At 35.2% G+C, this 22995-nt stretch carries 23 protein-coding genes and 1 tRNA gene; 11 read left to right on the top strand and 13 right to left on the bottom strand.

All coding sequences use genetic code 11. The features are described 5' to 3' along the window. Positions 1-12: 12 nt before the first annotated feature. Entirely contained in the window at positions 13-534 is a 522-nt protein-coding gene (locus LB465_RS17300; RefSeq protein WP_224471176.1) for a hypothetical protein, read from the bottom strand. A 230-nt stretch (positions 535-764) separates the two neighbouring features. Between LB465_RS17300 and LB465_RS17295 the strand changes: the two genes are divergently transcribed. Continuing rightward, positions 765-1298 carry a tyrosine-type recombinase/integrase gene (locus LB465_RS17295; protein ID WP_224471175.1) on the top strand — a complete coding sequence of 178 codons (534 nt, stop codon included), beginning with the start codon at positions 765-767 and terminating at the stop codon, positions 1296-1298. A 143-nt stretch (positions 1299-1441) separates the two neighbouring features. Then, on the top strand, positions 1442-1981 hold the full coding sequence (locus tag LB465_RS17290; RefSeq protein WP_224471174.1) for a hypothetical protein: 540 nt from the start codon (positions 1442-1444) through the stop codon (positions 1979-1981). A 162-nt stretch (positions 1982-2143) separates the two neighbouring features. Here LB465_RS17290 and LB465_RS17285 read toward each other — a convergent pair whose 3' ends face one another. From LB465_RS17285 to LB465_RS17275, 3 genes are read right to left on the bottom strand one after another with little or no spacing between them, the layout of a single operon-like run. Further along, positions 2144-2422: a hypothetical protein gene (locus LB465_RS17285; RefSeq protein WP_224471173.1), complete on the bottom strand. Its 279-nt coding sequence runs from the start codon at positions 2420-2422 to the stop codon at positions 2144-2146. Then, entirely contained in the window at positions 2409-3053 is a 645-nt protein-coding gene (locus tag LB465_RS17280; protein WP_224471172.1) for an 8-oxoguanine DNA glycosylase OGG fold protein, read from the bottom strand. Before LB465_RS17280 ends, LB465_RS17285 begins: the two co-directional genes overlap by 14 nt. Positions 3054-3078: 25 nt before the next feature. Further along, positions 3079-4599 (bottom strand): tyrosine-type recombinase/integrase, encoded by a 1521-nt coding sequence (locus LB465_RS17275; protein ID WP_224471171.1) that lies wholly within the window; start codon positions 4597-4599, stop codon positions 3079-3081. Positions 4600-4705: 106 nt separating this feature from the next. Between LB465_RS17275 and guaA the strand changes: the two genes are divergently transcribed. From guaA to LB465_RS17255, 4 genes are read left to right on the top strand one after another with little or no spacing between them, the layout of a single operon-like run. Further along, on the top strand, positions 4706-6238 hold the full coding sequence (gene guaA / locus LB465_RS17270) for a glutamine-hydrolyzing GMP synthase (protein ID WP_224471182.1): 1533 nt from the start codon (positions 4706-4708) through the stop codon (positions 6236-6238). Between the two features lie 46 nt (positions 6239-6284). Next, complete coding sequence (locus LB465_RS17265) at positions 6285-8291, top strand: LysM peptidoglycan-binding domain-containing protein (protein WP_224471170.1); 2007 nt, start codon at positions 6285-6287, stop codon at positions 8289-8291. Further along, positions 8251-8652 (top strand): OsmC family protein, encoded by a 402-nt coding sequence (locus LB465_RS17260; protein WP_224471169.1) that lies wholly within the window; start codon positions 8251-8253, stop codon positions 8650-8652. Before LB465_RS17265 ends, LB465_RS17260 begins: the two co-directional genes overlap by 41 nt. Then, positions 8649-9188, top strand: coding sequence for a DUF922 domain-containing protein (locus tag LB465_RS17255; protein WP_224471168.1), 540 nt, complete (start codon positions 8649-8651; stop codon positions 9186-9188). Before LB465_RS17260 ends, LB465_RS17255 begins: the two co-directional genes overlap by 4 nt. Here LB465_RS17255 and LB465_RS17250 read toward each other — a convergent pair. The 3 genes from LB465_RS17250 to LB465_RS17240 form a co-directional block, all read right to left on the bottom strand. Then, positions 9185-10129, bottom strand: coding sequence for an NAD(P)H-dependent flavin oxidoreductase (locus LB465_RS17250; protein WP_224471167.1), 945 nt, complete (start codon positions 10127-10129; stop codon positions 9185-9187). The genes LB465_RS17255 and LB465_RS17250 overlap by 4 nt on opposite strands. 21 nt (positions 10130-10150) lie before the next feature. Further along, the gene (gene mnmA / locus LB465_RS17245) at positions 10151-11341 is read right to left on the bottom strand and encodes a tRNA 2-thiouridine(34) synthase MnmA (RefSeq protein ID WP_224471166.1); all 1191 of its coding nucleotides are present in this window, start codon (positions 11339-11341) and stop codon (positions 10151-10153) included. Between the two features lie 159 nt (positions 11342-11500). Then, positions 11501-11905 carry a lipocalin-like domain-containing protein gene (locus LB465_RS17240; protein ID WP_224471165.1) on the bottom strand — a complete coding sequence of 135 codons (405 nt, stop codon included), beginning with the start codon at positions 11903-11905 and terminating at the stop codon, positions 11501-11503. Between the two features lie 231 nt (positions 11906-12136). Between LB465_RS17240 and LB465_RS17235 the strand changes: the two genes are divergently transcribed. Next, the gene (locus LB465_RS17235; RefSeq protein WP_224471164.1) at positions 12137-13987 is read left to right on the top strand and encodes a fasciclin domain-containing protein; all 1851 of its coding nucleotides are present in this window, start codon (positions 12137-12139) and stop codon (positions 13985-13987) included. A gap of 77 nt (positions 13988-14064) precedes the next feature. On the opposite strand, the gene LB465_RS17230 is transcribed toward LB465_RS17235, so the two are convergent. The 3 genes from LB465_RS17230 to LB465_RS17220 all read right to left on the bottom strand — a co-directional run bounded on the left by LB465_RS17230 (position 14065) and on the right by LB465_RS17220 (position 16503). Further along, positions 14065-15069: a M28 family metallopeptidase gene (locus LB465_RS17230; RefSeq protein ID WP_224471163.1), complete on the bottom strand. Its 1005-nt coding sequence runs from the start codon at positions 15067-15069 to the stop codon at positions 14065-14067. Positions 15070-15189: 120 nt separating this feature from the next. Then, positions 15190-15894, bottom strand: coding sequence for an SGNH/GDSL hydrolase family protein (locus LB465_RS17225; protein WP_224471162.1), 705 nt, complete (start codon positions 15892-15894; stop codon positions 15190-15192). A 60-nt stretch (positions 15895-15954) separates the two neighbouring features. After that, positions 15955-16503 carry a hypothetical protein gene (locus LB465_RS17220; protein WP_224471161.1) on the bottom strand — a complete coding sequence of 183 codons (549 nt, stop codon included), beginning with the start codon at positions 16501-16503 and terminating at the stop codon, positions 15955-15957. A 237-nt stretch (positions 16504-16740) separates the two neighbouring features. On the opposite strand from LB465_RS17220, the gene LB465_RS17215 reads away from it, so the two are divergent. Beyond that, a tRNA-Ser gene (locus tag LB465_RS17215) sits at positions 16741-16825 on the top strand. Between the two features lie 242 nt (positions 16826-17067). Continuing rightward, a complete protein-coding gene (locus LB465_RS17210) occupies positions 17068-18309 on the top strand; it encodes a site-specific integrase (protein ID WP_224471160.1) in 1242 nt (413 codons plus the stop codon). A 576-nt stretch (positions 18310-18885) separates the two neighbouring features. Here LB465_RS17210 and LB465_RS17205 read toward each other — a convergent pair. Together LB465_RS17205 and LB465_RS17200 are read right to left on the bottom strand one after the other, a co-directional pair. After that, complete coding sequence (locus LB465_RS17205) at positions 18886-19242, bottom strand: BfmA/BtgA family mobilization protein (RefSeq protein WP_224471159.1); 357 nt, start codon at positions 19240-19242, stop codon at positions 18886-18888. Between the two features lie 944 nt (positions 19243-20186). After that, a complete protein-coding gene (locus LB465_RS17200) occupies positions 20187-20570 on the bottom strand; it encodes a hypothetical protein (protein ID WP_093303010.1) in 384 nt (127 codons plus the stop codon). A gap of 97 nt (positions 20571-20667) precedes the next feature. On the opposite strand from LB465_RS17200, the gene xerA reads away from it, so the two are divergent. Next, the gene (gene xerA, locus LB465_RS17195) at positions 20668-21792 is read left to right on the top strand and encodes a site-specific tyrosine recombinase/integron integrase (protein ID WP_224471158.1); all 1125 of its coding nucleotides are present in this window, start codon (positions 20668-20670) and stop codon (positions 21790-21792) included. Between the two features lie 63 nt (positions 21793-21855). Here xerA and LB465_RS17190 read toward each other — a convergent pair whose 3' ends face one another. Further along, a complete protein-coding gene (locus LB465_RS17190; protein ID WP_224471157.1) occupies positions 21856-22260 on the bottom strand; it encodes a hypothetical protein in 405 nt (134 codons plus the stop codon). A 105-nt stretch (positions 22261-22365) separates the two neighbouring features. Between LB465_RS17190 and LB465_RS17185 the strand changes: the two genes are divergently transcribed. Next, positions 22366-22878 (top strand): hypothetical protein, encoded by a 513-nt coding sequence (locus LB465_RS17185; protein WP_224471156.1) that lies wholly within the window; start codon positions 22366-22368, stop codon positions 22876-22878. Positions 22879-22995 lie beyond the last annotated feature (117 nt).

The following is a 22995-nucleotide window of genomic DNA, read 5'->3' as shown; positions in this document are numbered from 1 at the left end:
GGTTTGGATTCATTAAAGTCCTAATTTCGATTTGCTATTGTTGATGGAATTAATAGAATTTTTTAAACTTAAATCATCATGCATCTCTTCTTGGATTTTCACTTCGTATAACCAAGTACTCATGATACCGATATAATCTTCTAAATAACCATTGTCATTAATATACTTCAAGCCTTCATTAAATGCCTTTTTCATTTCATCCTGGACGTTTGCGGAATGTTTAACACAGTAATATTTGGGAAATAATTCAGGATTTATTTCTCTAAAAATTGCCTTATACTGCTCAAAAAGATTACTGTCCCAGTCGCAATGTTCAAAATCATGTAAAAAATCTTCTAAGTGATTATCATCAATATCATAATCGGGTAAACATTGGTCAGATATCAAATAATAACTTTTGGTGCTATCTATTGGAGAGTATTTTTGAAGTTTAAACTGACCAAAAAAATTACTGAACTTAATGCCCCAATTAAGATGTTTTAAAGAAAAATTAGATGTTGGTGCTGAGGTTTTAAATAATTCGGAATTACTCATAGAACTTACTATATTTTTAAGATTGTGATTGGAAATGTTTTAACAATTTTACGACATATTTAACAAAAATAAAAATGTTTTTTAAGGAGGGAACTAGCATCTCAAAAATGTTCATTTATATCCTAGATGAACATTTTCTTATTTCATAGTCACTTATACGTGATATGAGTTTGTAAATGTTTATTTAATGTCGTATCATTGTGTAATTGAACATAATAAGACAATAAAAAATGGTTGGAAGTACATTCTTGGATTTTGATAAATCACACGCTAAAGCTTTAAAACTAATTAGGACAGGTGAAAATCCCACCTTTGGATTGTTGGTAATTGCGGGAATTAACCTAGGTCTTAGAATAAGTGATTTATTACAGTTAAAATACGGTGATTTAAAAGCCCTTTCTTTAACTATCGTTGAAGGTAAGACCAAAAAAACAAGAAAATTGAAAGTTAACCATAACATTCAACAGGCTATGGAATATTTTAAGGAGGAAAATGAGAATTTCTTTGCTTTTCGTTCACAAAAAGGTTCGGTGTATAGTTCTCAGCATGTAAATAGGTTAATGAAGCAATATTTCAAGAGAGATAAAATTAGTTCACATAGCCTTAGAAAGACTTTTGGTAGAAGGGTTTGGGATAATAATCAACAATCTGAAAAAGCTCTTCTCTACCTTTCAGAATTGTTTAATCATACCTCGATATCGGTTACCCGAAAATATCTAGGGATAAGGCAACAGGAATTAGATGATATTTATATGAGTTTGTAAGACATTGTACAATGATATTTCAAGACCGTTCTTTATTGACAATATATGGACTGTTTTAAACTAATAGTTTTAAAAAAAATTATTTACATTTGAACTAACTAACCTAAGCTTGAGCCCTACCGATTGCTTTCTTAATTTTTTATATGAAAATTTTTACCCCAATCAAGACTATTTTATTTCTGTTATTGCTTACCAATTTTGCCTGTCAAACTGAAGACGAGGATTTAAAAGAGGATAAAGTTGATTTATTTACAAGTTTAAAGGGTTCTTGGCATGTTCACCACTCTTATTCAACAAGTATAGTTGATGAGGAATCGAATAGACTTCGAAATATTACCAAATATAGATATGATACTGGAGACCCTTTTCGATATGTTGGGCTGTATGGTATCGAGAGTGAAGATGATAGCGATGTGAATATTTCTAACTTTGAGGATGTTCGAGTGTTTAATTTTAAGAATGACACCATTTTTGAATACTACCAAACTGACCAAAATGGTAATATCACAAATGAAAAAACCGACCGCAGTTTAGAAATTAAAGATTCGGAAACTATATATGTTGAATTTATGGGTACTCTTGAAATTTTAAAGATTACTGAAGATGAACTGCATTATAGAGGAACGGAATGGGGGGAATCAGGGCAATTTTATTTTTTTGGTTTTGCCGATAGAATAGATTAATTCTCAGAACTCTTATTGTAATATTTCTTCTCCTTTGAAGGAAGTTCAATTAGTTTCTATCAGTAGTAAAGAGCTCATACTAAATAGTTTTAAACTTGGTATGTTGGTATGGTTATGAATATGTATTTATGGTTGTAACACCGTTTATGAGATAGTCCTGGTTTACGAAAGGTCTTCCTCTGTTATTGCGTTTAGGTTTGCTAAGGATTCCATCATATTTTCTAAATCTTCATAATGAGTTATAATCATATTCAAATTAACATCGTTGCTACCCTTTAGCTGGTCGATATCAAAATGAAAGGTTTCACCAACATCAAAGGCTTCATCAATATGTTTTAACTCTCCAGTCATAGCAAGATTAATAGCCTGGGTCATTAAATCATTTCTTGCTTTGATTAAGTGTTTATAAGTGTTAATTAAGTTGGCTCTATAATAGTCCATTATTTTTGTTTTTTGAAAGATTCCTACCAAAGGTGAACAAAAACATTTCAATTTGGTCGGGTTCTACCTTTAGTTTTGCGGATAGTTGATGGGTAATTTTTAAATAGCCGTTATAGAAATTTATTGCGTTTGATGCATTAATCCCTTTGAGGCTATTATAAGATTGGTATTTACCACTATTGATAACCGTCATTATTCGATTATCTAGTATCAGTGCCCTATTACCTTCAATTGTGGTTTGCAAAAAGTACAAGAATTTAGTAATGGTTGATATTCCTAACCCAACTCTATTTTGAATTTCATCTTTAATGTCCAGGATGGAGATTTCCGCATTTCGATATCGGACAAGAGTATAACATAAGTTTTGGAAATTAGTTTCTTCCAATAATTTTTCAATGTTAGAGCCTCTCCCTTTAGTAGGATAACCCCACATCAAAGTCATAAGTATAAATCTTTCAATGTCGTCGCTATTTTTAAAAAGGTCTTGACGATTTATAAGTATTTCTTCCTTATCACCAAAAATATGATTTAATAGTTTATCCTGGCTGTTTACACGCCAGTTGCTTTTCTTTATTTGAAAGGCGTGATTTTTATAGGGAAGAAAACTGATTAGATTTTGATAGGTTTCCATTTGATGATTAAGGTTAGTTCTCAGTTTATAAAAGTTCTCCTAGTCGTTGGGTCAATTCACTATTTCTTTCACCCATTCTTTTAAAGTATAACTTTGTGGTTTCTTCTGAAGAATGAGTTAAAAATTCTGATAGGTCTTCAATGCTGACACCCATCTGACGCAAAATCTGAGATGCGGTATGTCGAGCCATATGACTAGAAAGTTTCACCCGAATGTTAGCTTCCTTTGTCATTCTTTTTAAATAACCATTATAGTTAGCTTTAAAAGAGTTATACTTGGTTTCATCCTCCTTATCCCATTTGTCTACTTTTAGCTTATAAATGTTGCCAGGTGGAAAAACGTAATCCAATGGTACCTCATAGGCTAAATCTAATATTTTGTTTTTAATGAAATCCTTTCTTTGCTTCCTCAGATTGTCTAGCTTTATATTTATATCAGCTAATTCCTTTTTGTAAGATTTCTTATTATTATGAAGCTTTTCAACATCGTCCAGCGAACTTCCCCTTCTTAATAATTGAAGTATTTCGGTGGTTGGTATATCTCTTGGTGGTGCTTCTTTAAGTGAATTAAGTTTGGCTTCTAAATTGTTAATTTCCATATTCAACAATTCCAATTCTTTCTGGTAACTCTGGTGATATCGACCAATACAATTAGTAAGCAAAAGTTGAGCATTAATTGGTATCAGCCTGAATAATCTTTCAGTTGTCTTTGTGGTATATTTATCTAAATATAATGCTCCATCTACCTCAATTAAATCCTGCCAACGTAAGGTAATTACATCTTTAACTCTATATCCACCACTAAATTGAAATAACCATATACTCTTAAACATTTCCCAGTTATCATTGCTGTCAGTATCGAGATTCTTAAATTTCTCCAATTGTTCCTTCGTTAAAGCCTTAACTTTCGGTTTCCCTTTTTTGTACTTAATTCCTTCAAAAGGTTTGATTTTAATTGTGATACCCAGGCTTTCATCCTTCTTAGCTTCATTAAAAATAGTTCTGAATACACCCAGGTACTGTTTAACCGATGTCGGAGCGTATTTCAACCCTAACCAGTAATGATAACTCTTCACAAAATCTTTATTTATTTCTGAGAATCTCAGTGAAATGTTATCAATAACTTCTAAATAATTTTTTAGTACCCCTATTGCATTTACCATGTTACTTTTAGTAGATTCATTTCTAACCGTGGTTAAATAGTGCTCCACATATTTTAGGTAAGACCTATTGCTCCCAGAAAATTTACTATCCTTAATTTGTTGAATAGATTCAGGGGTAGTATTTTTTAATTTAGCCTCCCATTCATTAATCATGGAAGCAATTGTAGCATTAATTTGAAAATGGTTTGGCTTCTTGCCTTTATAAGATGTTTTTACCCAATTATTTTTACCTTCAACAGGTTTAGGATTCCAATCTGTTTTACTAATTTTGACCCCTTTAACGGATGGTCTGGCTATTGGATACTTTCCACCATTATGAACAACAATTAATATACGATAATGACCCTTATTCCCGTATTTTTCAATTTTAGGTGTAATTCGCATAAATTTATTTTGTGTGGGTTTAAAGGTAACGTATTAGTGACTACCACACAAAGAAATTATATAAATGACTGATAAAGAAAGAAATACAGAGAGCCATTCTTTGCCTATGCAAAAAAACGTACTCATTTTAGACTTCGGCTCGCAGTACACGCAACTGATTGCAAGGCGTGTAAGAGAACTCAATATTTACTGCGAAATTTATCCTTTTAACAAAATTCCAGATGATATTTCAAGTTTTAAGGCGGTTATCCTTTCAGGGAGTCCGTTTTCTGTCCGTGGGGAAGATGCTCCGCATCCAGATCTATCAAAGATTCGTGGAAAACTTCCGATTTTGGCGGTTTGTTATGGAGCACAATATTTTGCCCATTTCCATGGTGGAAAAGTAGAAGCTTCTGAAACACGTGAGTACGGAAGGGCAAACCTTTCGGTAATCAAGGACTCTGAACCGCTTTTTGAAGGAATTATGGAAAATTCCCAGGTTTGGATGAGTCATAGTGACACTATAAAAGAATTACCCACAAACAGTGTAAGGATTGCAAGTACCACCGATGTTTTGAACGCAGCATACAGGATTGAAGGCGAACAAACTTTCGGGATTCAGTTTCACCCTGAAGTTTATCATTCAACTGACGGGAAGCAGGTTTTAGAAAACTTTTTGGTGAAAATTGCGGGAGTAGCACAAACCTGGACGCCCGGTAAATTTGTAGATTTAACGGTTTCAGAATTAAAGGAAAAAATAGGAGACGATAAAGTAGTCTTAGGTTTAAGCGGTGGCGTAGATTCTAGTGTAGCTGCGGTTTTATTGCATAAAGCCATCGGGAAAAACCTGTATTGCATCTTTGTAAATAACGGTTTGCTTCGTAAAGGAGAATTTGAAAGCGTTTTAGACCAGTATAAAGATATGGGGCTAAACGTAAAGGGAGTTGATGCTTCGGCACGATTTCTGGATGCCCTTTCGGGAGTAAGTGATCCTGAAGAAAAACGAAAAGCTATTGGAAATGCCTTTATTGAGGTTTTTGATGATGAAGCGCACCAGATTACAGATGTAACTTATTTAGCCCAGGGAACTATTTATCCCGATGTGATTGAATCGGTTTCAGTGAACGGCGGTCCTTCAGCAACTATAAAATCCCACCACAATGTGGGTGGATTACCAGATTTTATGAAACTTAAAATTGTAGAGCCACTAAAAATGCTCTTTAAAGACGAAGTACGAAGAGTAGGTGCCGAAATGGGAATTGATAAGGAATTACTCGGAAGACATCCATTTCCGGGACCGGGACTTGCGATTAGGATTCTAGGAGATATTACCGCTGAAAAAGTGCGTATTTTACAAGAAGTAGATCATATATTTATCCAGGGTTTAAGAGACTGGATGTTATATGATAAAGTTTGGCAAGCCGGTGCTATTTTGCTTCCGGTGAGCTCCGTAGGAGTTATGGGAGATGAGCGTACCTACGAGAAAGTAGTGGCGCTAAGAGCTGTAGAATCTACGGATGGAATGACGGCAGACTGGGTGAATTTACCTTACGAATTTTTGCAAAAAACCTCGAATACTATAATAAATCGGGTTAAAGGCGTTAATAGAGTAGTGTATGATATAAGCTCAAAACCACCGGCTACTATAGAATGGGAATAAGATTTGAGCTTAATTAAACTCTCTTTGAGAGATTAAACCAATAAATATGAAATACCTTTTAATAGTTTGTTTTTTATTTCAGCTGTCTACTCTTTCGGCATCAGCCCAGGAATTTAAATATCATACGGTAGAAGCTGGAGAAACTGTTTACAGCATCGCTAAAGCCTATAATATTTCAGAAGAAGCGATCTATAAATACAATCCCGATGCTAAAGGCAATCTAGAGATATCTTCAAAATTGGTGATCCCATTAAGTCAGCAGGAAAAAGAAGTTTCGACTGAAACGGAGGATATTCAGTTTATTACCCATACGGTAAAACGAAAAGAAACTTTATACCGACTTTCAAAAGATTATAATGTTGAAATTGATGAGATTAAAAGGTTTAATAAGCATCTTTATTCTGAAGAATTACAGCGTGGAGAAGAAATTTTAATTCCGCAGCCAAAACAAGGCGTTTCCAATACAGAAATAGCTTCTTCTGAAAATTTGAATATTCCGGCTACAGATAAACCGCAAACTGCTGAAACTCGTGAGCACGTAGTTTTACCGAAAGAAACCAAATATGGGATTGCCCGTAAATATGGTATTACCGTAAAGGAGCTTGAAGAATTAAACCCAAAAGTTGATGTTTTGCAACCCGGCGTAATGATACGAGTGGGAACCGATGTTTTAGATGAACCGGTAATCTTAACCGATGAGGTTTTTGAATTTTATGAAGTAAAACCAAAAGAAACTTTATTCGGACTTTCAAGAAAGTTTGATGTTCCGCAGGATTCGCTAATTTCTTTGAATCCCGCATTAGAGGATGGATTAAAAATAGGAATGGTTTTAAAAGTTCCTAATACCGGCGATGGGGAAAACAATTTCGAGGAAGGTGAAGAATTAGCAGGTGATTCTGAAGGCACAGATGCCAATAAAAGATTAGACCTATCTGATAAATTAAGCAATTTCAGCACGAAAGAACTCGTTGTGTTTTTGCCTTATAATTTGAATCAAATCGATCAGGATTCTATTTCAAATTATAAAGACGCTATTTTAAAGGACCGCGTGTTGCGTATTTCTTTAGATTTTTACAGCGGTGTACGTTTGGCGGTAGAAAAAGCCAAAAGCTTTGGAATTTCTACTCAATTAAAAACTTATGATACCCGTAGAAGTGTTCAGGAGGTAACTAATATTATCAACTCAAACGATTTTAGGAATGTAGACGCCGTAATAGGCCCATTGCTGCAAAATACTATTGAAGCGGCGGCAGCTAAATTATCCCAATACAATGTTCCGGTAATAAGTCCGTTGTCTGATCGTAAAATGCGATCTTATCAAAACCTTTTCCAATCGCGTCCAACCGATGAAATTTTGAAGAACGCGATGTATGATTATCTGGGCAAAAACTCAGTTGGCAAAAATGTAATTATTATTGCGGATGCTGCTAAAAACCAGGTGAAGAATGAACTTACCCAAATCTTACCGAATTCAAGGGTAATTCTTCCTTCAGATAATTATTTAAGTGCCGAAAAGATTGAAGGTCAGCTTTCCGGAACTCAGGAAAACTGGGTGATACTTGAGTCTTCCAATGTTGGTTTACTTAGTAGTGCTACTTCAGCATTAAACCGTTTGGCACGAAACCATCAGATTAAATTATTCACTACGGAGAGAAACAGTGGGTTTGAAGATAGTAATGTTGATAATGAACATTTAGGCCGGCTTAATTTCCATTATCCTTCGGTAGATAAGGAATATGACACTGCTTCTTCTGAAGAGTTTATAGAAGCTTATAAGGAAGAATTTGATATGATTCCTAATCAATATGTGATTAGAGGTTACGATCTTACTTTAGATGTTTTGTTGAGGCTGGCGTCTGCCGAAGATATTTATGATTCATTTGAGAAATATACCGGATTTACAGAATATCACGAGAATAAATTTCATTACACTCCAAAACCCAATGGCGGTTTTTATAATGATGCCGTGTATATTATGAGTTTAGATGAAGAACTTAATTTAAAAGTTGTTAATGACAAGCAAAGTAATTTATACCGGGAGTTTAAGGACTGAAGCCGAACACCTTAAAAGTGGTGCTAAAATTATTACCGATGCACCAACCGATAATCACGGGAAAGGCGAAGCTTTTTCTCCTACAGACACTGTGGCTACCGCTTTAGCGAGTTGTATGCTTACCGTTATGGGAATTAAAGCTGAAGACTTAAAACTTAATTTAAAAGGAACTACGGCTGAAGTAGCTAAAACAATGGCTGCCAATCCCAGGCGAATTTCTAAGGTAGAAATTGCGATTACCTTCCCTGAAACTTATTCAGAAAAATCTCGTAAGATTCTTGAACACACCGCTAAAACCTGCCCGGTGTTGGAGAGTCTTCACCCAGACATGGAGAAGATAATTAGCTTTAATTATTTATGAAATTCTGGTGTTTCTTACTCATTTTAGTTCTTACTATGCCGATTTTGGCGCAGGAAGATGAAAGAGTAAGCTGGAATGCAGATAAACCTTTAAACTGGAGCGATTTTAAAGCTTCTCCTAAAAAACATCTTCCTTATAAAGCGAATACCAATTCGGGATTATCATTCTCTTGGAGTTCTACTGAAAGCAACAGTGGGATAGAATTAAATTATGAAGTTGGGAGTAACTTCTATCCGAATAGATCCTGGGTAAAAGAAATTGAAGAAGTAGATTATTTGCTGGCACACGAGCAACTTCACTTTGATATCACGGAATTACACGCCCGGAAACTTAGAAAAGCGCTGGAATCTTACGAGCCTAATGGAAAGATGAAAAAAGAACTGGATTCTATTTATTCTGAAACTGAAAAACAGCGCCGGCAGATGCAAACGCATTTTGATAAAGAAACCAATCACAGCATTAACAAAGAAGCGGAGTTTGAATGGCGTCAGTTTTTAAAGCAGGAATTAGATAAATTAAAGAATTACTCCAGCTAAAATGTTGAAACTTCTTTTTTCGCTGTTTCAAATTCTTTCATCATTTCTTTTACAATTTCAGCAGCGGGTTTTATCTCGTGAATTAATCCAGAAATCTGACCAATTTCAAGTTCTCCTTCTTCCAAATCACCTTCAAACATTCCTTTTTTAGCACGAGCGCGACCCAAAAGTTCAATAAGTTGCTCTTTTGAAGGATTTTCAGCATACAATTTCTGAACGTCTTCGAAAAATTTATTCTTTAGTAATCTTACGGGAGCAAGCTCCTTGAGAGTAAGTTTAGTATCTCCTTCCTGTGCATTTACCACCATTTCTTTAAAATTCTGATGCGAAGAGGCTTCAGGAGTAGCCACAAAACGGCTACCAACCTGTACGGCATCGGCACCAAGAACCATTGCAGCTAACATTCCGCGGCCTGTGGCGATTCCTCCTGCAGCAATTAATGGGATATCGATCTTTTCTTTCACCATAGGGATTAAGGTGAAAGTTGTAGTTTCGTCACGACCGTTATGTCCTCCTGCTTCAAAACCTTCGGCAACAACGGCATCTACACCGGCTTCTTGTGATTTTAAGGCGAATTTCACTCCGCTAACTACGTGCACTACTTTAATGCCGTTTTCCTGTAAATGTTTGGTCCAGGTTTTCGGGTTTCCAGCAGATGTAAAAACGATCTCCACTTTCTCCTGAATAATGATTTCCATGATTTTATCAATATCGGGGTAGAGGAGAGGAACGTTTACCGCAAAAGGTTTATCGGTCGCTTTCTTGCACTTTTCAATATGTTCTTTAAGAATTTCAGGATACATGGAACCCGCGCCAATAATCCCGAGTCCGCCGGCATTACTAACCGCGCTGGCGAGTTTCCAGCCGCTGGCCCATACCATTCCGGCCTGGATAATTGGATATTGAATATTAAAAAGCTGTGTGATCTTATTTTTGGGCATTTGCTTAAATTTTTCCCGAATTTAAGAAATAACCCCCGAACCTAATAATTCTTCACCTTCATACCAGGCCACGAACTGTCCTTCGGTAATCGAGGCTTGAGGTTCTTCAAAAACCACATACATTCCGTTCTCGGTTTGATGTAAAGTTGCATCCTGAAGTGGTTGGCGGTAACGAATTCGCGCTTTTACTTTTAAAGTTTCATCGGGATTAATCGCCAGGTCTTTTCTTACCCAATGAACTTCATCTTTATTGATAAAAAGTGCCTTTCTATAAATTCCCGGGTGATTTTTACCCTGCCCGGTATAGATCACGTTTTCTTCAACATCAGTATCGATAACAAACAGCGGTTCCGGAGTGCCACCTACAGCCAAGCCTTTACGTTGTCCTTTTGTGAAGTAATGTGCACCCTGATGTTTCCCGACCACTTTTCCGTCTGTAGTAGAATATTCAAATTTCTTAGCAAGAAAATCCAGTTCTTCTTTTTTATTGCTGAATTCAGGAATTTCAGTAGAAAACAACTCTTTTTCGGCTTCAATTTCTATGATTTCACCTTCTTTAGGTTGTAATTTTTGCTGAAGGAAATCGGGCAATCTTACTTTTCCTATAAAACATAAACCCTGCGAATCTTTTTTATCTGCAGTAACAAGTTTTTGTTCCGCAGCGATTTTACGCACTTCAGATTTTTGCAATTCTCCAATAGGAAATAAGGTTTTAGAAAGCTGTTCTTGCGTAAGCTGACAGAGAAAGTAAGACTGGTCTTTATTATTGTCTTTTCCGGCGAGTAACTGATATACAGTCTCTCCGTTTTGTTGAATTTCACCTTTTCGGCAATAGTGACCTGTGGCCACATAATCGGCACCAAGGGAAAGGGCAATTTTCATAAAAACATCGAACTTGATCTCGCGGTTGCATAAAACATCAGGATTTGGCGTACGGCCACGTTCATATTCGTTGAACATATAATCAACGATACGCTCTTTGTATTGTTCGCTAAGATCTACGGTTTGAAAAGGAATCCCCAGTTTATCGGCTACCATCATTGCGTCGTTGCTGTCATCGAGCCAAGGACAGTCGTCAGAAATAGTTACCGAATCATCGTGCCAGTTCTTCATGAAAAGCCCAATCACTTCGTAACCCTGCTGCTGCAAAAGATATGCTGAAACACTGGAATCTACTCCGCCCGATAAACCTACAACCACTTTCTTTTTCATAAAACTAAAATTGAAATCCTTTCCGCATAAAGTCGGAAAAGGGTGTGCAAAGTTACGAAATTTTAAGAGAAAGGTTTAGGAGAAGGGAAAGTGTATAAAATAAAAAAAGCGGTCTGAAATATATGTTAGACCGCTTAAATATAATATTGACAGAAAAAACTATCTCATCTCAAAGATGATTGTTGTATCAGGAGATAAAACAGGAGAAAAAATGAAGGTGTCGCCTTGGAAATCTGCAGTACCATTTAACTCACCAATTCCTTCAAAAGGTATAGTGAAGGTATAAATCTCATTGTCTTTGCTCCAGGTACTTTCTGTAGTATCATCTATTTCACATTCGCCATCCATTTCGGTGTAATACTCAGAGTAGGTTGAAAAATCTGAGTTAAATGTGATATTTGAGTTCTGATTGCATTCACTTAGTTCCACTCCCGGCACGGGTGAATTGTTTATTTCAACTGCATACCAGGTTCCTAGAATTTGGTCATCCCCATTTGCATCATCATCTTCACTACAGGATGTTAGTAGTGCAATACTAAAAAGCATTAAAAAAAGTTTTTTCATAACGTAGATTTTAAATTGTTGTAAATATATTCATTTTTAAACAAGTCTTAGATTAAAGCGCAATTAGCCACTAAATATTGTATGATATTATTAAGTTAAGAGTAATTATTTGTTTAATAAAAGATTAATTTAATTAAACATTTAACTCTTGTTTAAAAATAATTAACAAACAATAAACAAAATATAATTAGGTTCTGGTTTACTTTTATGTCATAACAAAAACTTAGAATTATGAAAACTATTAAATTTACAAAACTTGCTGTAGTGGCGTTTTTGGCTTTTGGCCTCTTTTCCTGCAGTGACGATGATGACGGAGGAGACGTAATCATGCCAACTAACACTATTACAGATTTTGTTGCAGGAAATGATGATTATTCCTCTTTACAAGCTGCCTTAGAAGTAACAGGACTGGATGCTACTTTAGACAGCTCAACTAATTTCACGGTGTTCGCACCAAACAATGCAGCCTTCAATTCATTTTTATCGGCTAACGGATTCAGTAGTCTTGATGAAGTGCCTACAGGTGTTTTAACCCAAATTCTTTTAAATCACGTACAGGAAGGTGAAATTATGTCTAGTACCTTATCTACCGGTTATATTGAAAGTATGGCTACCGGAATGGCTTCAGATTCACCTTTAAGCTTGTATATTAATACTTCAGACGGAGTAAGCATAAACGGAGTTTCTTCTGTTACTACAGCTGATGTTGAAGTAGATAACGGAGTGATTCACGCGGTAGATGCGGTAATTGGATTGCCAGATGTAACCACTTTCGCTACTGCTGATCCTAATTTTGATATTTTAGTACAGGCGCTTACTGCAGATGAGTCTTTTACTTTTGTAGAAACTTTAATGGAAACAGATGCTCCTGCACCTTTTACTGTTTTTGCTCCAACAAATGCAGCTTTCGCAAGTGTACTTGAAGAGTTGGAATTAGCCGGATTAGGTGATATTCCTGCCGATCTTTTAGCCAGTATTTTAAGCTATCATGTTGTTACCGGAGCTAATGTTCGCTCAGGTGATCTAACAGATGAAATGATGGTTGAAACACTTGAAACCGGAAGCTTTACCATTAATCTTGGAGATAATGTTACTATTACAGATGAAAACGGAAGAACAGCTACGATAGTTGCTACCGATGTTCAGGCGAATAATGGTGTAATTCACGTGTTGGATACAGTACTTCTTCCTGAAAATGATGCTATTGAAATTGAAACAAATACTATTGCTGATTTTGTAGCCGGAAATGAAGATTATTCTTCTTTACTGGCAGCTTTAGAGACCACTGGTCTAACTTCAACATTTACAGGAACAGATGAATATACTGTGTTTGCCCCTAATAACGCTGCATTTGCCGCCTTCTTAAACACTGCAGGATTTAGTAGTCTTGATGAAGTACCTGAAGCTTTATTAACCCAGGTATTATTGAACCACGTTCAACCGGGTGCAATTATGTCTACCGATCTAACTACCGGTTATATTCCAAGTTTAGCCGTGTGGGGAGCTTCAGAAACGCCATTGAGTATGTATATTAATACTGATGACGGAGTGATGATTAACGGAGTGTCTACAGTTACTGCTGCAGATATTGAAGCAGATAATGGAGTGATACATGCGGTAGATGCCGTAATTGGCCTGCCAGATGTAACCACTTTTGCTACTGCCGATCCTAATTTTGATATTCTTGTACAGGCACTTACCAGAGAGGAGTCATTTACATTTGTACAAACTCTTATGGAGACAGAAGATCCAGCACCATTTACTGTTTTTGCTCCAACGAACGATGCGTTTGTAGCATTACTTGATGAACTTGGAGCAGGATCACTTGCCGATATTCCTACTGCAACTTTAGAAGCTACTTTAGCTTACCACGTAGTTGCCGGAGCTAATGTAAGATCTGGGGACTTAACTGATGATATGATGGTAACAACTTTACAGGGAGGTGAATTCACCGTAAACCTTGGAGATAATGTGGTTATTACCGATGAGAGAGCTAGAACTTCAACAGTTATCGCAGCCGATGTTCAGGCTACCAATGGTGTAATCCACGCACTTGATACAGTATTACTTCCTGCTGAATAATTTAATGATTGATATAAAAATAAAAGCCCCGGAAAATAATTCCCCGGGGCTTTTTTAATGTTGAAAGATTTCAGTTTTTATTCTTCAGCTTTATCTACTACCAGTCTTTCATCGCGGTTAGCGATTTCCCAGGCAGTTAAGAAAACTAATTGAGCTCTTTTCTTTAGCGCTTCATATTCGATTTTCTCAGCGGTATCAGTTGGTTTGTGATAATCTGGGTGAACTCCGTTAAAGTAAAAAATTACCGGAATGTTATTTTTCGCAAAGTTGTAGTGGTCGCTTCGGTAATAAAAACGGTTTGGATCATTTTCATCATTATAAGTATAATCCAGATCCATATTCATAAATTCTGAATTCACATTTTCACTAAGTTCGTGAAGATCGGTACTTAATTTATCGCTTCCAATAAGGTAAACATAGTTGTCGTTTCCTTCGTGTTCTTTATCTATACGCCCAATCATATCCATATTAAGGTTGGCAACTGTATTTTCTAAAGGAAAAACAGGATTTTCAACATAATATTTAGAACCTAAAAGACCTTTTTCTTCAGCGGTTAAATGAATAAAAAGAATTGATCGTTTAGGAGTGTATCCGTCTTTTTGAGCTTCTTTAAAAGCTTCAGCAACTTCAAGGATAGCCATTGGTCCAGAGCCACCATCATCGGCTCCATTATAAATATTTCCTTTATCATCAACACCTACGTGATCGTAATGCGAGGTGATTACCAGAATTTCTTCAGGTTTTTCGCTTCCTTTTATATACCCTAATACATTTTCTGAATCTTTAAGTTTACCGTTGAAAAACTCAGTTGGAATTTCCTGGTAATAATTTGAATATCCTTCTGGAGCTTCCATGCCCATTTGTTGATATTCATTTACAATAAATTCAGCTGCTTTTTTCTGTCCCGGTTCACCGGTGTTTCTGCCTTCGTATTCGTCACTCGCAAAAGTGGTAAGATTATTTCTCAATTCAGATGTAGTAATGGTTTCAGCATACTCCATCGGATTTGCATTTTCAACATTTTTTTGTGTGCCACAGGCTACCATTCCGGCAGTTAGGCCCACTAAAAGCATTTTTTTCATAGTTTATTTAATTTTTTCTATTAGATACTTCGTTAAATAATCCCGAAGTTTTTATTAAAGTCGCAGCAAGATAGCAGTTTCGGTTTAATTTTTAGATAGGTCTGTAAAAATTTCTTTCTTTTACTCCTTTAGAACTTTTTCTATTACCTCTTTGGTAAGTGGAGCCATCACCTTATATCCGGCCAGATTTGGATGAACCCCGTCTTCAGAATATTTTTTAGGTAAACCCTCTTTTTCATCTTTTAACGGAGTAAAAAGATCTAGGTAAGTATGTTTGTTTTTCTCAGCATATTTTTCTAACCAGGTATTGATTTCGTCTATTTTTTGAACCGGTTCCAGGCCGGGGCGCCAGGGATAATCGTAAACGGGTAGGATAGAAGCAAGAATAACTTTAATATTATTGGCTTTAGCAAGTTGCGCCATAGCCTTAATATTATTTGTAATCATTTCTACAGAAGAAAATCCTGTGTTTCCTGCTATATCGTTGGTGCCGGCGAGAATTACTACTGCCTTAGGATGAAGTTTCACCACATCTGGCATAAACCGAACAAGCATTTGGGGAGTGGTTTGTCCGCCTATACCTCGTCCGACATAGTTATTTTGTTTGAAAAATTCCGGCTGTGCATTTACCCAGCCTTCGGTTATGGAATTTCCCATAAAAACCACATCGGGATAATTCTGAGATTCGATTATTTTTTCATTTTCGGCTTTGTACTTTTTTAAATTGGCCCAATCCTGTTCCATAAGTTCGCGGTATTCTGTTTTTTGCGCAAATAAGAAATTGCTAAAAAGAATTACAACAGAAATTAAAATTACTTTTTTCATAGGTTTAAAAGTATAAAATTGAATTTATTCTGTCCCAAATTTTTAATTAATAGAGAAGTATTAAAATCCAATAGATACTTTTGTTCGTAATAGCGTATTTGGCCTGGGCTCATTCCCAAAAATGGTACTTGCTCCAACATTTATATTTACATTATTGAAATTCCCCTTTAGTCCTGCGCTAACTTCAGATTGAGGATACAGAAGTTCCATATGAGGAGTGTTGATTCGTGCTTCATCATTTAAAGACGGCGTTAAATACCGGCCAAAAAGATAAAAGCTAAACCTTGGGTTAAATATGTACTCAAAGTTTGCACTAAAACTACCGTGAAGACCGGGAGCCATATTATTAAAAATTGTGTTTTGCTCAAGGAAGCCTGCGCCTAAAGTGATTAAGAGTTTATCGGTTTCGTAATTAAATGTATAATTATATAGTTTATAATAACCTAAACCATCAAAGGCGGCCTGTACCTTGTAACGTGAGGTGTAAAAATCACTTGAAGGTAGTTCTGTATTATTTATACGCTCTGCTTTTTCCTGGGCTTCTATAGTAAAAAAGGTTAGAAATATAAGAAAGTAAAAGAGCGGGGGAGTTGATAGAGGACGTTTCACAAAGCTATAGTTTATTAAAATAGAGCAAAACCATCCTATAATGTGTTGGTTTTTATTATAAAAACAGGAAGGTATTAATTATTTAGAAAATTAAGTATTGAAAAATATTAAATATGCTAAATGCTGATAATTAGCCGGTTTCGTAAAAGTCTGAAAAAACTTATAGAAAAGCTTGTGTGTATTTGTAAAAGCTTGTTATATTTGCATCCGCTAAGCAGAAAAGCTTAGCATTTTATTGGAGGAATGGCAGAGTGGTCGATTGCGGCAGTCTTGAAAACTGTTGACTGTAACAGGTCCGGGGGTTCGAATCCCTCTTCCTCCGCAACTTTTCTTACAAAATATCACAAAAAGCCTCAAACCCTATGGTTTTGGGGCTTTTTTATTTTTCAATATTTCAAAATATCCCAAAAAATATCATTCTATCGGTTACACATTCGGTTACACTTGGTATCCATAAATTAGGTGTAACCAAAGTAATATAAGTCCTACAAAATAAAACTTAATGCTCTAAAAATAAAGGGATTATGTTGTATCTTAAAACTGTCTAATTAAATATATATAGTTATGAATACAACATTTTCTCACCTCTTTTACTTAAGAAAAAGTAAAGCTAAACCGGATTCTGGAATATTATACTTCAGAATAACCGTCAATGGTAAACGAGCTGTTACTACAACAGGACGTGAAGTACCACTTTCACTATGGAACCCGGCTTCTGGTAAAGCAACGGGTAATTCGGATCAAGCTAAAGCTATTAATAGATTTCTTAGTAAAGTTGAAAACGATATCTATAATGCGCATCAGCGACTGCTGGACAAAGGAGTAATTTTTTCCTCTAAGGATATTATAGATATCTACCTTGGAAAAGACAAGAAAAAAGAAGCCCAGGAAAGGATGCTTCTAGATATTTTTCAGGAGCATAATGATCGGGTGAATAGACTTGTAGGTAAAGATTTTGCAGCCGGAACTGCCGAAAGGTATAGAACGGCTAAAAAGCACGTTGAAGGATACATTAAGAAAGAATACAAATCTTCAGATATTCCCGTACAAGATGTAAATCATAAATTTATCACCGGGTTTGAATATTACTTAAAAACCGAGAGAAACTGTGCGCATAATTCAGCGATCAAATACATAACAAATTTTAAAAAGATCATTCGTATAGCATTATTAAACGAATGGATAATTAAAGATCCGTTTAAGAACTGGAAGGGGAAATTAAAGGTGGTAGACCGGGAATTTCTAACAGAAGGTGAACTTCAGGCTTTAATTTCCAAAGAAATTAAGAATGAGCGGCTGGGTTTGATTAAAGATATTTTTACGTTTAGTTGTTTCACAGGGCTTAGTTATGCTGAGGTAAAAAAACTCTCAGAAAAAGAAGTAGTTATTGGTATTGATGGTAAGAGATGGATAAAAACTAAGAGAACAAAAACTAAGACCAGATGCAGCGTTCCAATTCTTCCGGTAGCAGAGGCTATATTGGAAAAATATTCTTCACATCCTAAGGTAAGTGAGAAGCGTTTACTTCCAATTTTTAGCAATCAAAAAACGAATGCTTATATTAAGGAAGTAGCGGATCTCTGTGGCATCAACAAGAACCTTACATTCCATTTGGCCAGGCATACTTTTGCTACGACTGTAACCCTTTCCAACGGAGTTCCTATTGAGAGTGTTAGCAAAATGCTGGGACACAAAAACCTGCAGACTACACAACACTATGCAAAGATTTTGGATAAAAAGGTCAGTGATGATATGGCTATTCTGAAAGATCGTTTAAATTCCAAAAATTTCTGGGGAAAGGCTTAATTGTAATTTTGAACCGAATTATTACTTGAGCTAACCTGGCAATCAAGGTATATAAGCATTTGCCATAACTAGTCCAAAAAATGGACAATTAAGCACTTGAAAAACTACTATAACTCATCTATTTAAAAATAAATAATATTTTGATTTTAAAACACTTAAGGGATATTTTTTTGGTAATATTAAATTTGATACCATTTGGGATATTTTGAAAATATAAAACTTACAAAGCTGTCTTCAAGATCACGAAATCAACCAAATGAAACTAAATAAAATGATAGCTTTTTTATAACATTTACTTTTTTCATCTGGAGCATTTTCCTTTTGGACGTCGAAAAGGAAGAAAAAGTAGATAGAAATGAAAGTTCTTGAGTCCGTCTTTTCATTTACTTCTTTCAGTGCCTTCGCATTACCTTTTGATGCTCTTGCATATTCAAGCTTTGAAATTATAGAGGAGCTATAAATAGCGCGGCGTTTTATGCGCTCCGGTTAATTTCAAAGCTGGTTCCTTTAGCAGCAAAAGGGAAGGCGGTAAGCAAGAGGTTTAAAATAAAAAGAGCTAAAATTTTGATCGGTAAATTATTTGTAAAAATCGGGATGGGTATCGTCTTCTTCATAATCCCTTTTCCGATTTGCGTAATTATTTTTAGGATCTGCTGCCTCCATAAGTGACATCAAAATAGCCAAAGTGGGGTTCACTTTATGCTTTTCCATATCCCTGGTTATTGCGATCACTGCATTGATTCTTTTCTTGATAATATTTTCAATTCGTCTGCCGGTAGGTCCAAAATTTTCTTTGGGAGAAATCTCATTGTAAAAGAAAAAATCCAGCATTCCGGCCAATGCTTCAGAATGTGTTTTGTAATGTGTTCGAGAAAATTGCTGAAAGCGTTCGGCAGTTTTCTTTTCAATAGTAATGTTCTTAACTGCTTTCATAATTCAGTTTTTTTAAGGTTTACTGGTTTTTTGAACCATTTTATTAGGGTTTCAAGCCTAAAACCAGTAAAACCATAATTTTATAATATTTCTGTTGTTTTTAAATAATTGAAAGTCAGAAAGATAAAAACGAAAAGGTATATGTAACGTGGCTCTGCCCGTTACCCTCTTGCTTTACCTTTTCGTCCCACAGGGACAAAAACTTCAACTATTTAATTCAATTTAATAGCGCTTTTGATGAAGAAAAAGTGAATCCTCTTTTTTAAGATTTGAAGAGAAACCTTTCTGAATTTATTATAGAGATATGAGGGAATAAATGAAAATTATATAAAATGGAGGTGGAGAAAAGAAGCTGGAGACGGAATTAAATTTTTATGTAATCCATTTCAAGGACTCAAGTGGAAAACCAGAAACGAGAATGAAGTGTTTCCGCATTTTCTGTGAAAGTAGGGGAGTGGAATGTGGTGGTTTTTCACTTGTGTCCGGTTGTTGTTGAATGAAGCTTTTTAGCCTGGAGGTACGTAAGGCTAAAGTGCTGAATGGAATGTGAAACAGATGATTTGACTTCAAAAATTATTCAATTCTACTTTTTCTTCTCAATATATTGTTAATAACTATAAAATAATCTTCTTAAACTACAAGCTGATAATTTATAGATTTGGATTCCCTACTCTATTTTATTTTTAAAATGAACTCGGATAGATTGAAATCAAACCTTGTAGATAGATACGATTTCCAAAATATTCCAGAGTTTTTTAGGTATAAATTATTTCCTACTAGTATTGGTCATAATATTATACCCGGGAATTAGAAATAGAAGATTTAGAATTTTTTCAAGTACATCAATGTTATTGACCGTGGCGAAGCCTTGTAAATTTTTCAAATTTGGATGAAAAAACAGAAGGAATAAATTTGGGACATCAATAATGCGATCAATATAAATTTTAAGTTTTTTCCATATAGTTTTGCCAGGTTACGAGAACATATTTCTTTTTTCCGTTTTCATACCTGGTTAGAAAACCAAATTCGTATACAAAAAGGTAAACTTCCTTTTTGCTGTTTTTCCAATAGTGCGTAAAGAAATTAGGATCGAAGCCGTGTTGTTTTAAAATGTCAGCTCTAACCGTAGCTTTTCCCGCTTTATTGAAACTTTTTAAAATTCTTCTATTAGTTTTTAATTGACGGTCTACTTTTGCATAAAATCCGGCAGCTCCTTCTTTGGTTTTTTGATAATGCCAGGCACTTTTGCAATAGGGATCGCAAAACTTTTTATCTGGACGGCCTTCCAGTTTTTTATTACAGGCCAGGCAATATTTTTCAGTTTCCATAATTTCAAAAGCCGTTTTAGTCGTATAATATACGGATAATAAACGTTTTAGGTTTTAAGTCTGTTTACATTTATATCACAATAAATGAGCAGGCCATATGGATAGGAAGTATATTACATTAAAGAATTTAATCATTGATGAGGAAAAATGTATAGGGTTAAAATTCTTCAGCGATAAAGTAGTGCAGGCTATGGTAAATGATTTACCCGATATAAAATGGAGTGAGAAATTTCGAATGAATTATATTTCAAATACACCAAAAAACCTGGAACTTATTTTTAGGACCTTCCGGGGAGTGGCCTGGATTAATTGCAACCATTTTTATCCCAAAGCCAGTTTTGGGCGCCAGGAAAAACCTGTTAAGGTGCAGCAACTAAAAAATAGGGAAGAGTTAAGTGGCCGGCGATACTGCCCAAAAAGCTACCTGAGGAAGTTAGAATTAAAGCGCTACGCGAATAGTACGATAAAAACCTATGTTTCCTGTTTCGAAACTTTTATAAATCATTATAGCGATAGGGAAATAAAAGACTTAAATGAAGAAGATATAAGGATGTACCTTCAGAAATTGATACGGGAGGATTTCTCACACTCTTATATTAACCAGGCTATCAATGCTATTAAATTTTATTACGAGGTAGTGCTGGAAATGCCCAATAGGTTTTATGCCATAGAGCGTCCAAGGCCAATTGAGACACTTCCTAAGGTATTGGCGAAAGAAGAAGTAATGGCTATTATTGAGAATACCAATAATATTAAACACCGGTGTATAGTAAGCCTGCTTTATTCAGCCGGTTTAAGAAGAAAGGAGCTCTTAAACTTAAGGCTGGAAGATATTGATAGTAAAAGGATGGTAATTAAGGTAAGTTCTGGAAAAGGAAATAAGGATAGGTTTACTATTCTAAGTGAAAAACTCCTTGGGGATCTAAGAAAATATTTCCTGGAATGGCGGCCAACAAATTTTTTATTTGAAGGACCCGGCAGGAAATCTTATAGTGGCGAAAGTGTTTCTTGTATAGTAAAAAATGCCGCAAAAAAAGCAAATATTAAAAAGAGAGTTACCCCACATATGTTACGGCATTCATTTGCAACTCACTTGTTAGAGAGTGGAACCGATTTACGATATATACAAGTGCTTTTGGGACATAAAAGCACCAAGACTACCGAAATATATACTCACGTGGCCACAAATATTTTTTTAAAGATCAAAAATCCTCTAGATTAGCTGGAGTAAAGACATAATAGATATAAATGTAATACTGCATTTATACGTACGTTATCACAAATACTATTTACCTGCATTTATAGCTAAGTTTTCAGGGTTCCAATAAAGAACACAATATGGATAATAATCATCTGTATTATCTGTGCCTACTTCTAAAACAATTTTTTCCGTAACCGCATCTATAAATTGTATGGTATCGTTTACATCATAAGTGCTATTCTTTTTCATTTTACCAACAACCTTTTGAGGCGGGAAGCTATTAGCGACTTTTTCTTCTGTCACTTCAAGTTCTTTCAAGTATGACCTATAACCATCATCTGGGTCTTCTGTTGCTTTATATGTTTTGCCATCAATCACAAACATTATCACTTCGGTATCCTCATAATAATCTCCGTATTGTTTTACTTTTACTGTAGAAATTTCAACTCCTGAAAGTTCGTGTTCTCCTACTAAATCTTTTAGTTCCATAATTTTATTTTTAATATTAGTTTTTAGTTTAATAATCCGTAATTGTGATAACATCGTATAAAAACCATAGAAAAAACGGTTTTTATACGGGACGTTGGCAACAATATGAGAATTAAGGCAGATTCATACATAACAAACATTGTCGTTTACCGATTAAGTAATTTCTCATACAGAATTGGAATTTTATTGACATTAATACTACTGACTTTTTATTGGACAGATAAAAACAATTCGGAAAATGGAACCATTTACCTGATATTAGGAATTCTAATATTTTTATCACTCATAGTTGGACGAATCACACGAATTGTTTCGGGCGGATATTTTTGGCATCATATCAAAAATTACTTGAATATAAATCAAGACTCTATCGAATTACAAAATGAACGATATGAATTCGACAAAATAAAATTGCTAAAATTCAACATAACGGATTATGAAAAACAAAAACCGTTTTTATATAATCATATTTTAAAAGACACACGGAATATGATAAAATTTGCGACAAATGAAAACGTTATTCAAGTTCATTTCAAACCCGAAAACAAGTCTGAAAATGAATATTTGACGGAATTAAAAAAAATGTGGAATGTTAAAAATACTGTTGCCAAAAACTAAGCGTTCGTGTGGCCGGAACGGCCGAACATGAACGCACTGTTGACTAAACCGGTTCTTTGCCGATTAACTATATATGGGGATTGGTCTGTTTTTAGGAGGTAATATTTGTTAGATAGA

It is taken from the genome of Salegentibacter lacus (genome assembly GCF_020164555.1).
Taxonomy (GTDB): domain Bacteria; phylum Bacteroidota; class Bacteroidia; order Flavobacteriales; family Flavobacteriaceae; genus Salegentibacter; species Salegentibacter lacus.
The sequence above is the reverse complement of the archived record's forward strand: the minus strand, read 5'-3'. Positions and strand labels throughout refer to the sequence as shown.

Excerpts from the sequence above, each read along its gene's own strand:
- LB465_RS17300 (WP_224471176.1), bottom strand. The coding sequence starts at position 534 with ATGAGTAATTCCGAATTATTTAAAACCTCAGCACCAACATCTAATTTT.
- LB465_RS17295 (WP_224471175.1), top strand. The coding sequence starts at position 765 with ATGGTTGGAAGTACATTCTTGGATTTTGATAAATCACACGCTAAAGCT.
- LB465_RS17290 (WP_224471174.1), top strand. The coding sequence starts at position 1,442 with ATGAAAATTTTTACCCCAATCAAGACTATTTTATTTCTGTTATTGCTT.
- LB465_RS17285 (WP_224471173.1), bottom strand. The coding sequence starts at position 2,422 with ATGGACTATTATAGAGCCAACTTAATTAACACTTATAAACACTTAATC.
- LB465_RS17280 (WP_224471172.1), bottom strand. The coding sequence starts at position 3,053 with ATGGAAACCTATCAAAATCTAATCAGTTTTCTTCCCTATAAAAATCAC.
- LB465_RS17275 (WP_224471171.1), bottom strand. The coding sequence starts at position 4,599 with ATGCGAATTACACCTAAAATTGAAAAATACGGGAATAAGGGTCATTAT.
- guaA (WP_224471182.1), top strand. The coding sequence starts at position 4,706 with ATGCAAAAAAACGTACTCATTTTAGACTTCGGCTCGCAGTACACGCAA.
- LB465_RS17265 (WP_224471170.1), top strand. The coding sequence starts at position 6,285 with ATGAAATACCTTTTAATAGTTTGTTTTTTATTTCAGCTGTCTACTCTT.
- LB465_RS17260 (WP_224471169.1), top strand. The coding sequence starts at position 8,251 with ATGACAAGCAAAGTAATTTATACCGGGAGTTTAAGGACTGAAGCCGAA.
- LB465_RS17255 (WP_224471168.1), top strand. The coding sequence starts at position 8,649 with ATGAAATTCTGGTGTTTCTTACTCATTTTAGTTCTTACTATGCCGATT.
- LB465_RS17250 (WP_224471167.1), bottom strand. The coding sequence starts at position 10,129 with ATGCCCAAAAATAAGATCACACAGCTTTTTAATATTCAATATCCAATT.
- mnmA (WP_224471166.1), bottom strand. The coding sequence starts at position 11,341 with ATGAAAAAGAAAGTGGTTGTAGGTTTATCGGGCGGAGTAGATTCCAGT.
- LB465_RS17240 (WP_224471165.1), bottom strand. The coding sequence starts at position 11,905 with ATGAAAAAACTTTTTTTAATGCTTTTTAGTATTGCACTACTAACATCC.
- LB465_RS17235 (WP_224471164.1), top strand. The coding sequence starts at position 12,137 with ATGAAAACTATTAAATTTACAAAACTTGCTGTAGTGGCGTTTTTGGCT.
- LB465_RS17230 (WP_224471163.1), bottom strand. The coding sequence starts at position 15,069 with ATGAAAAAAATGCTTTTAGTGGGCCTAACTGCCGGAATGGTAGCCTGT.
- LB465_RS17225 (WP_224471162.1), bottom strand. The coding sequence starts at position 15,894 with ATGAAAAAAGTAATTTTAATTTCTGTTGTAATTCTTTTTAGCAATTTC.
- LB465_RS17210 (WP_224471160.1), top strand. The coding sequence starts at position 17,068 with ATGAATACAACATTTTCTCACCTCTTTTACTTAAGAAAAAGTAAAGCT.
- LB465_RS17205 (WP_224471159.1), bottom strand. The coding sequence starts at position 19,242 with ATGAAAGCAGTTAAGAACATTACTATTGAAAAGAAAACTGCCGAACGC.
- LB465_RS17200 (WP_093303010.1), bottom strand. The coding sequence starts at position 20,570 with ATGGAAACTGAAAAATATTGCCTGGCCTGTAATAAAAAACTGGAAGGC.
- xerA (WP_224471158.1), top strand. The coding sequence starts at position 20,668 with ATGGATAGGAAGTATATTACATTAAAGAATTTAATCATTGATGAGGAA.
- LB465_RS17190 (WP_224471157.1), bottom strand. The coding sequence starts at position 22,260 with ATGGAACTAAAAGATTTAGTAGGAGAACACGAACTTTCAGGAGTTGAA.
- LB465_RS17185 (WP_224471156.1), top strand. The coding sequence starts at position 22,366 with ATGAGAATTAAGGCAGATTCATACATAACAAACATTGTCGTTTACCGA.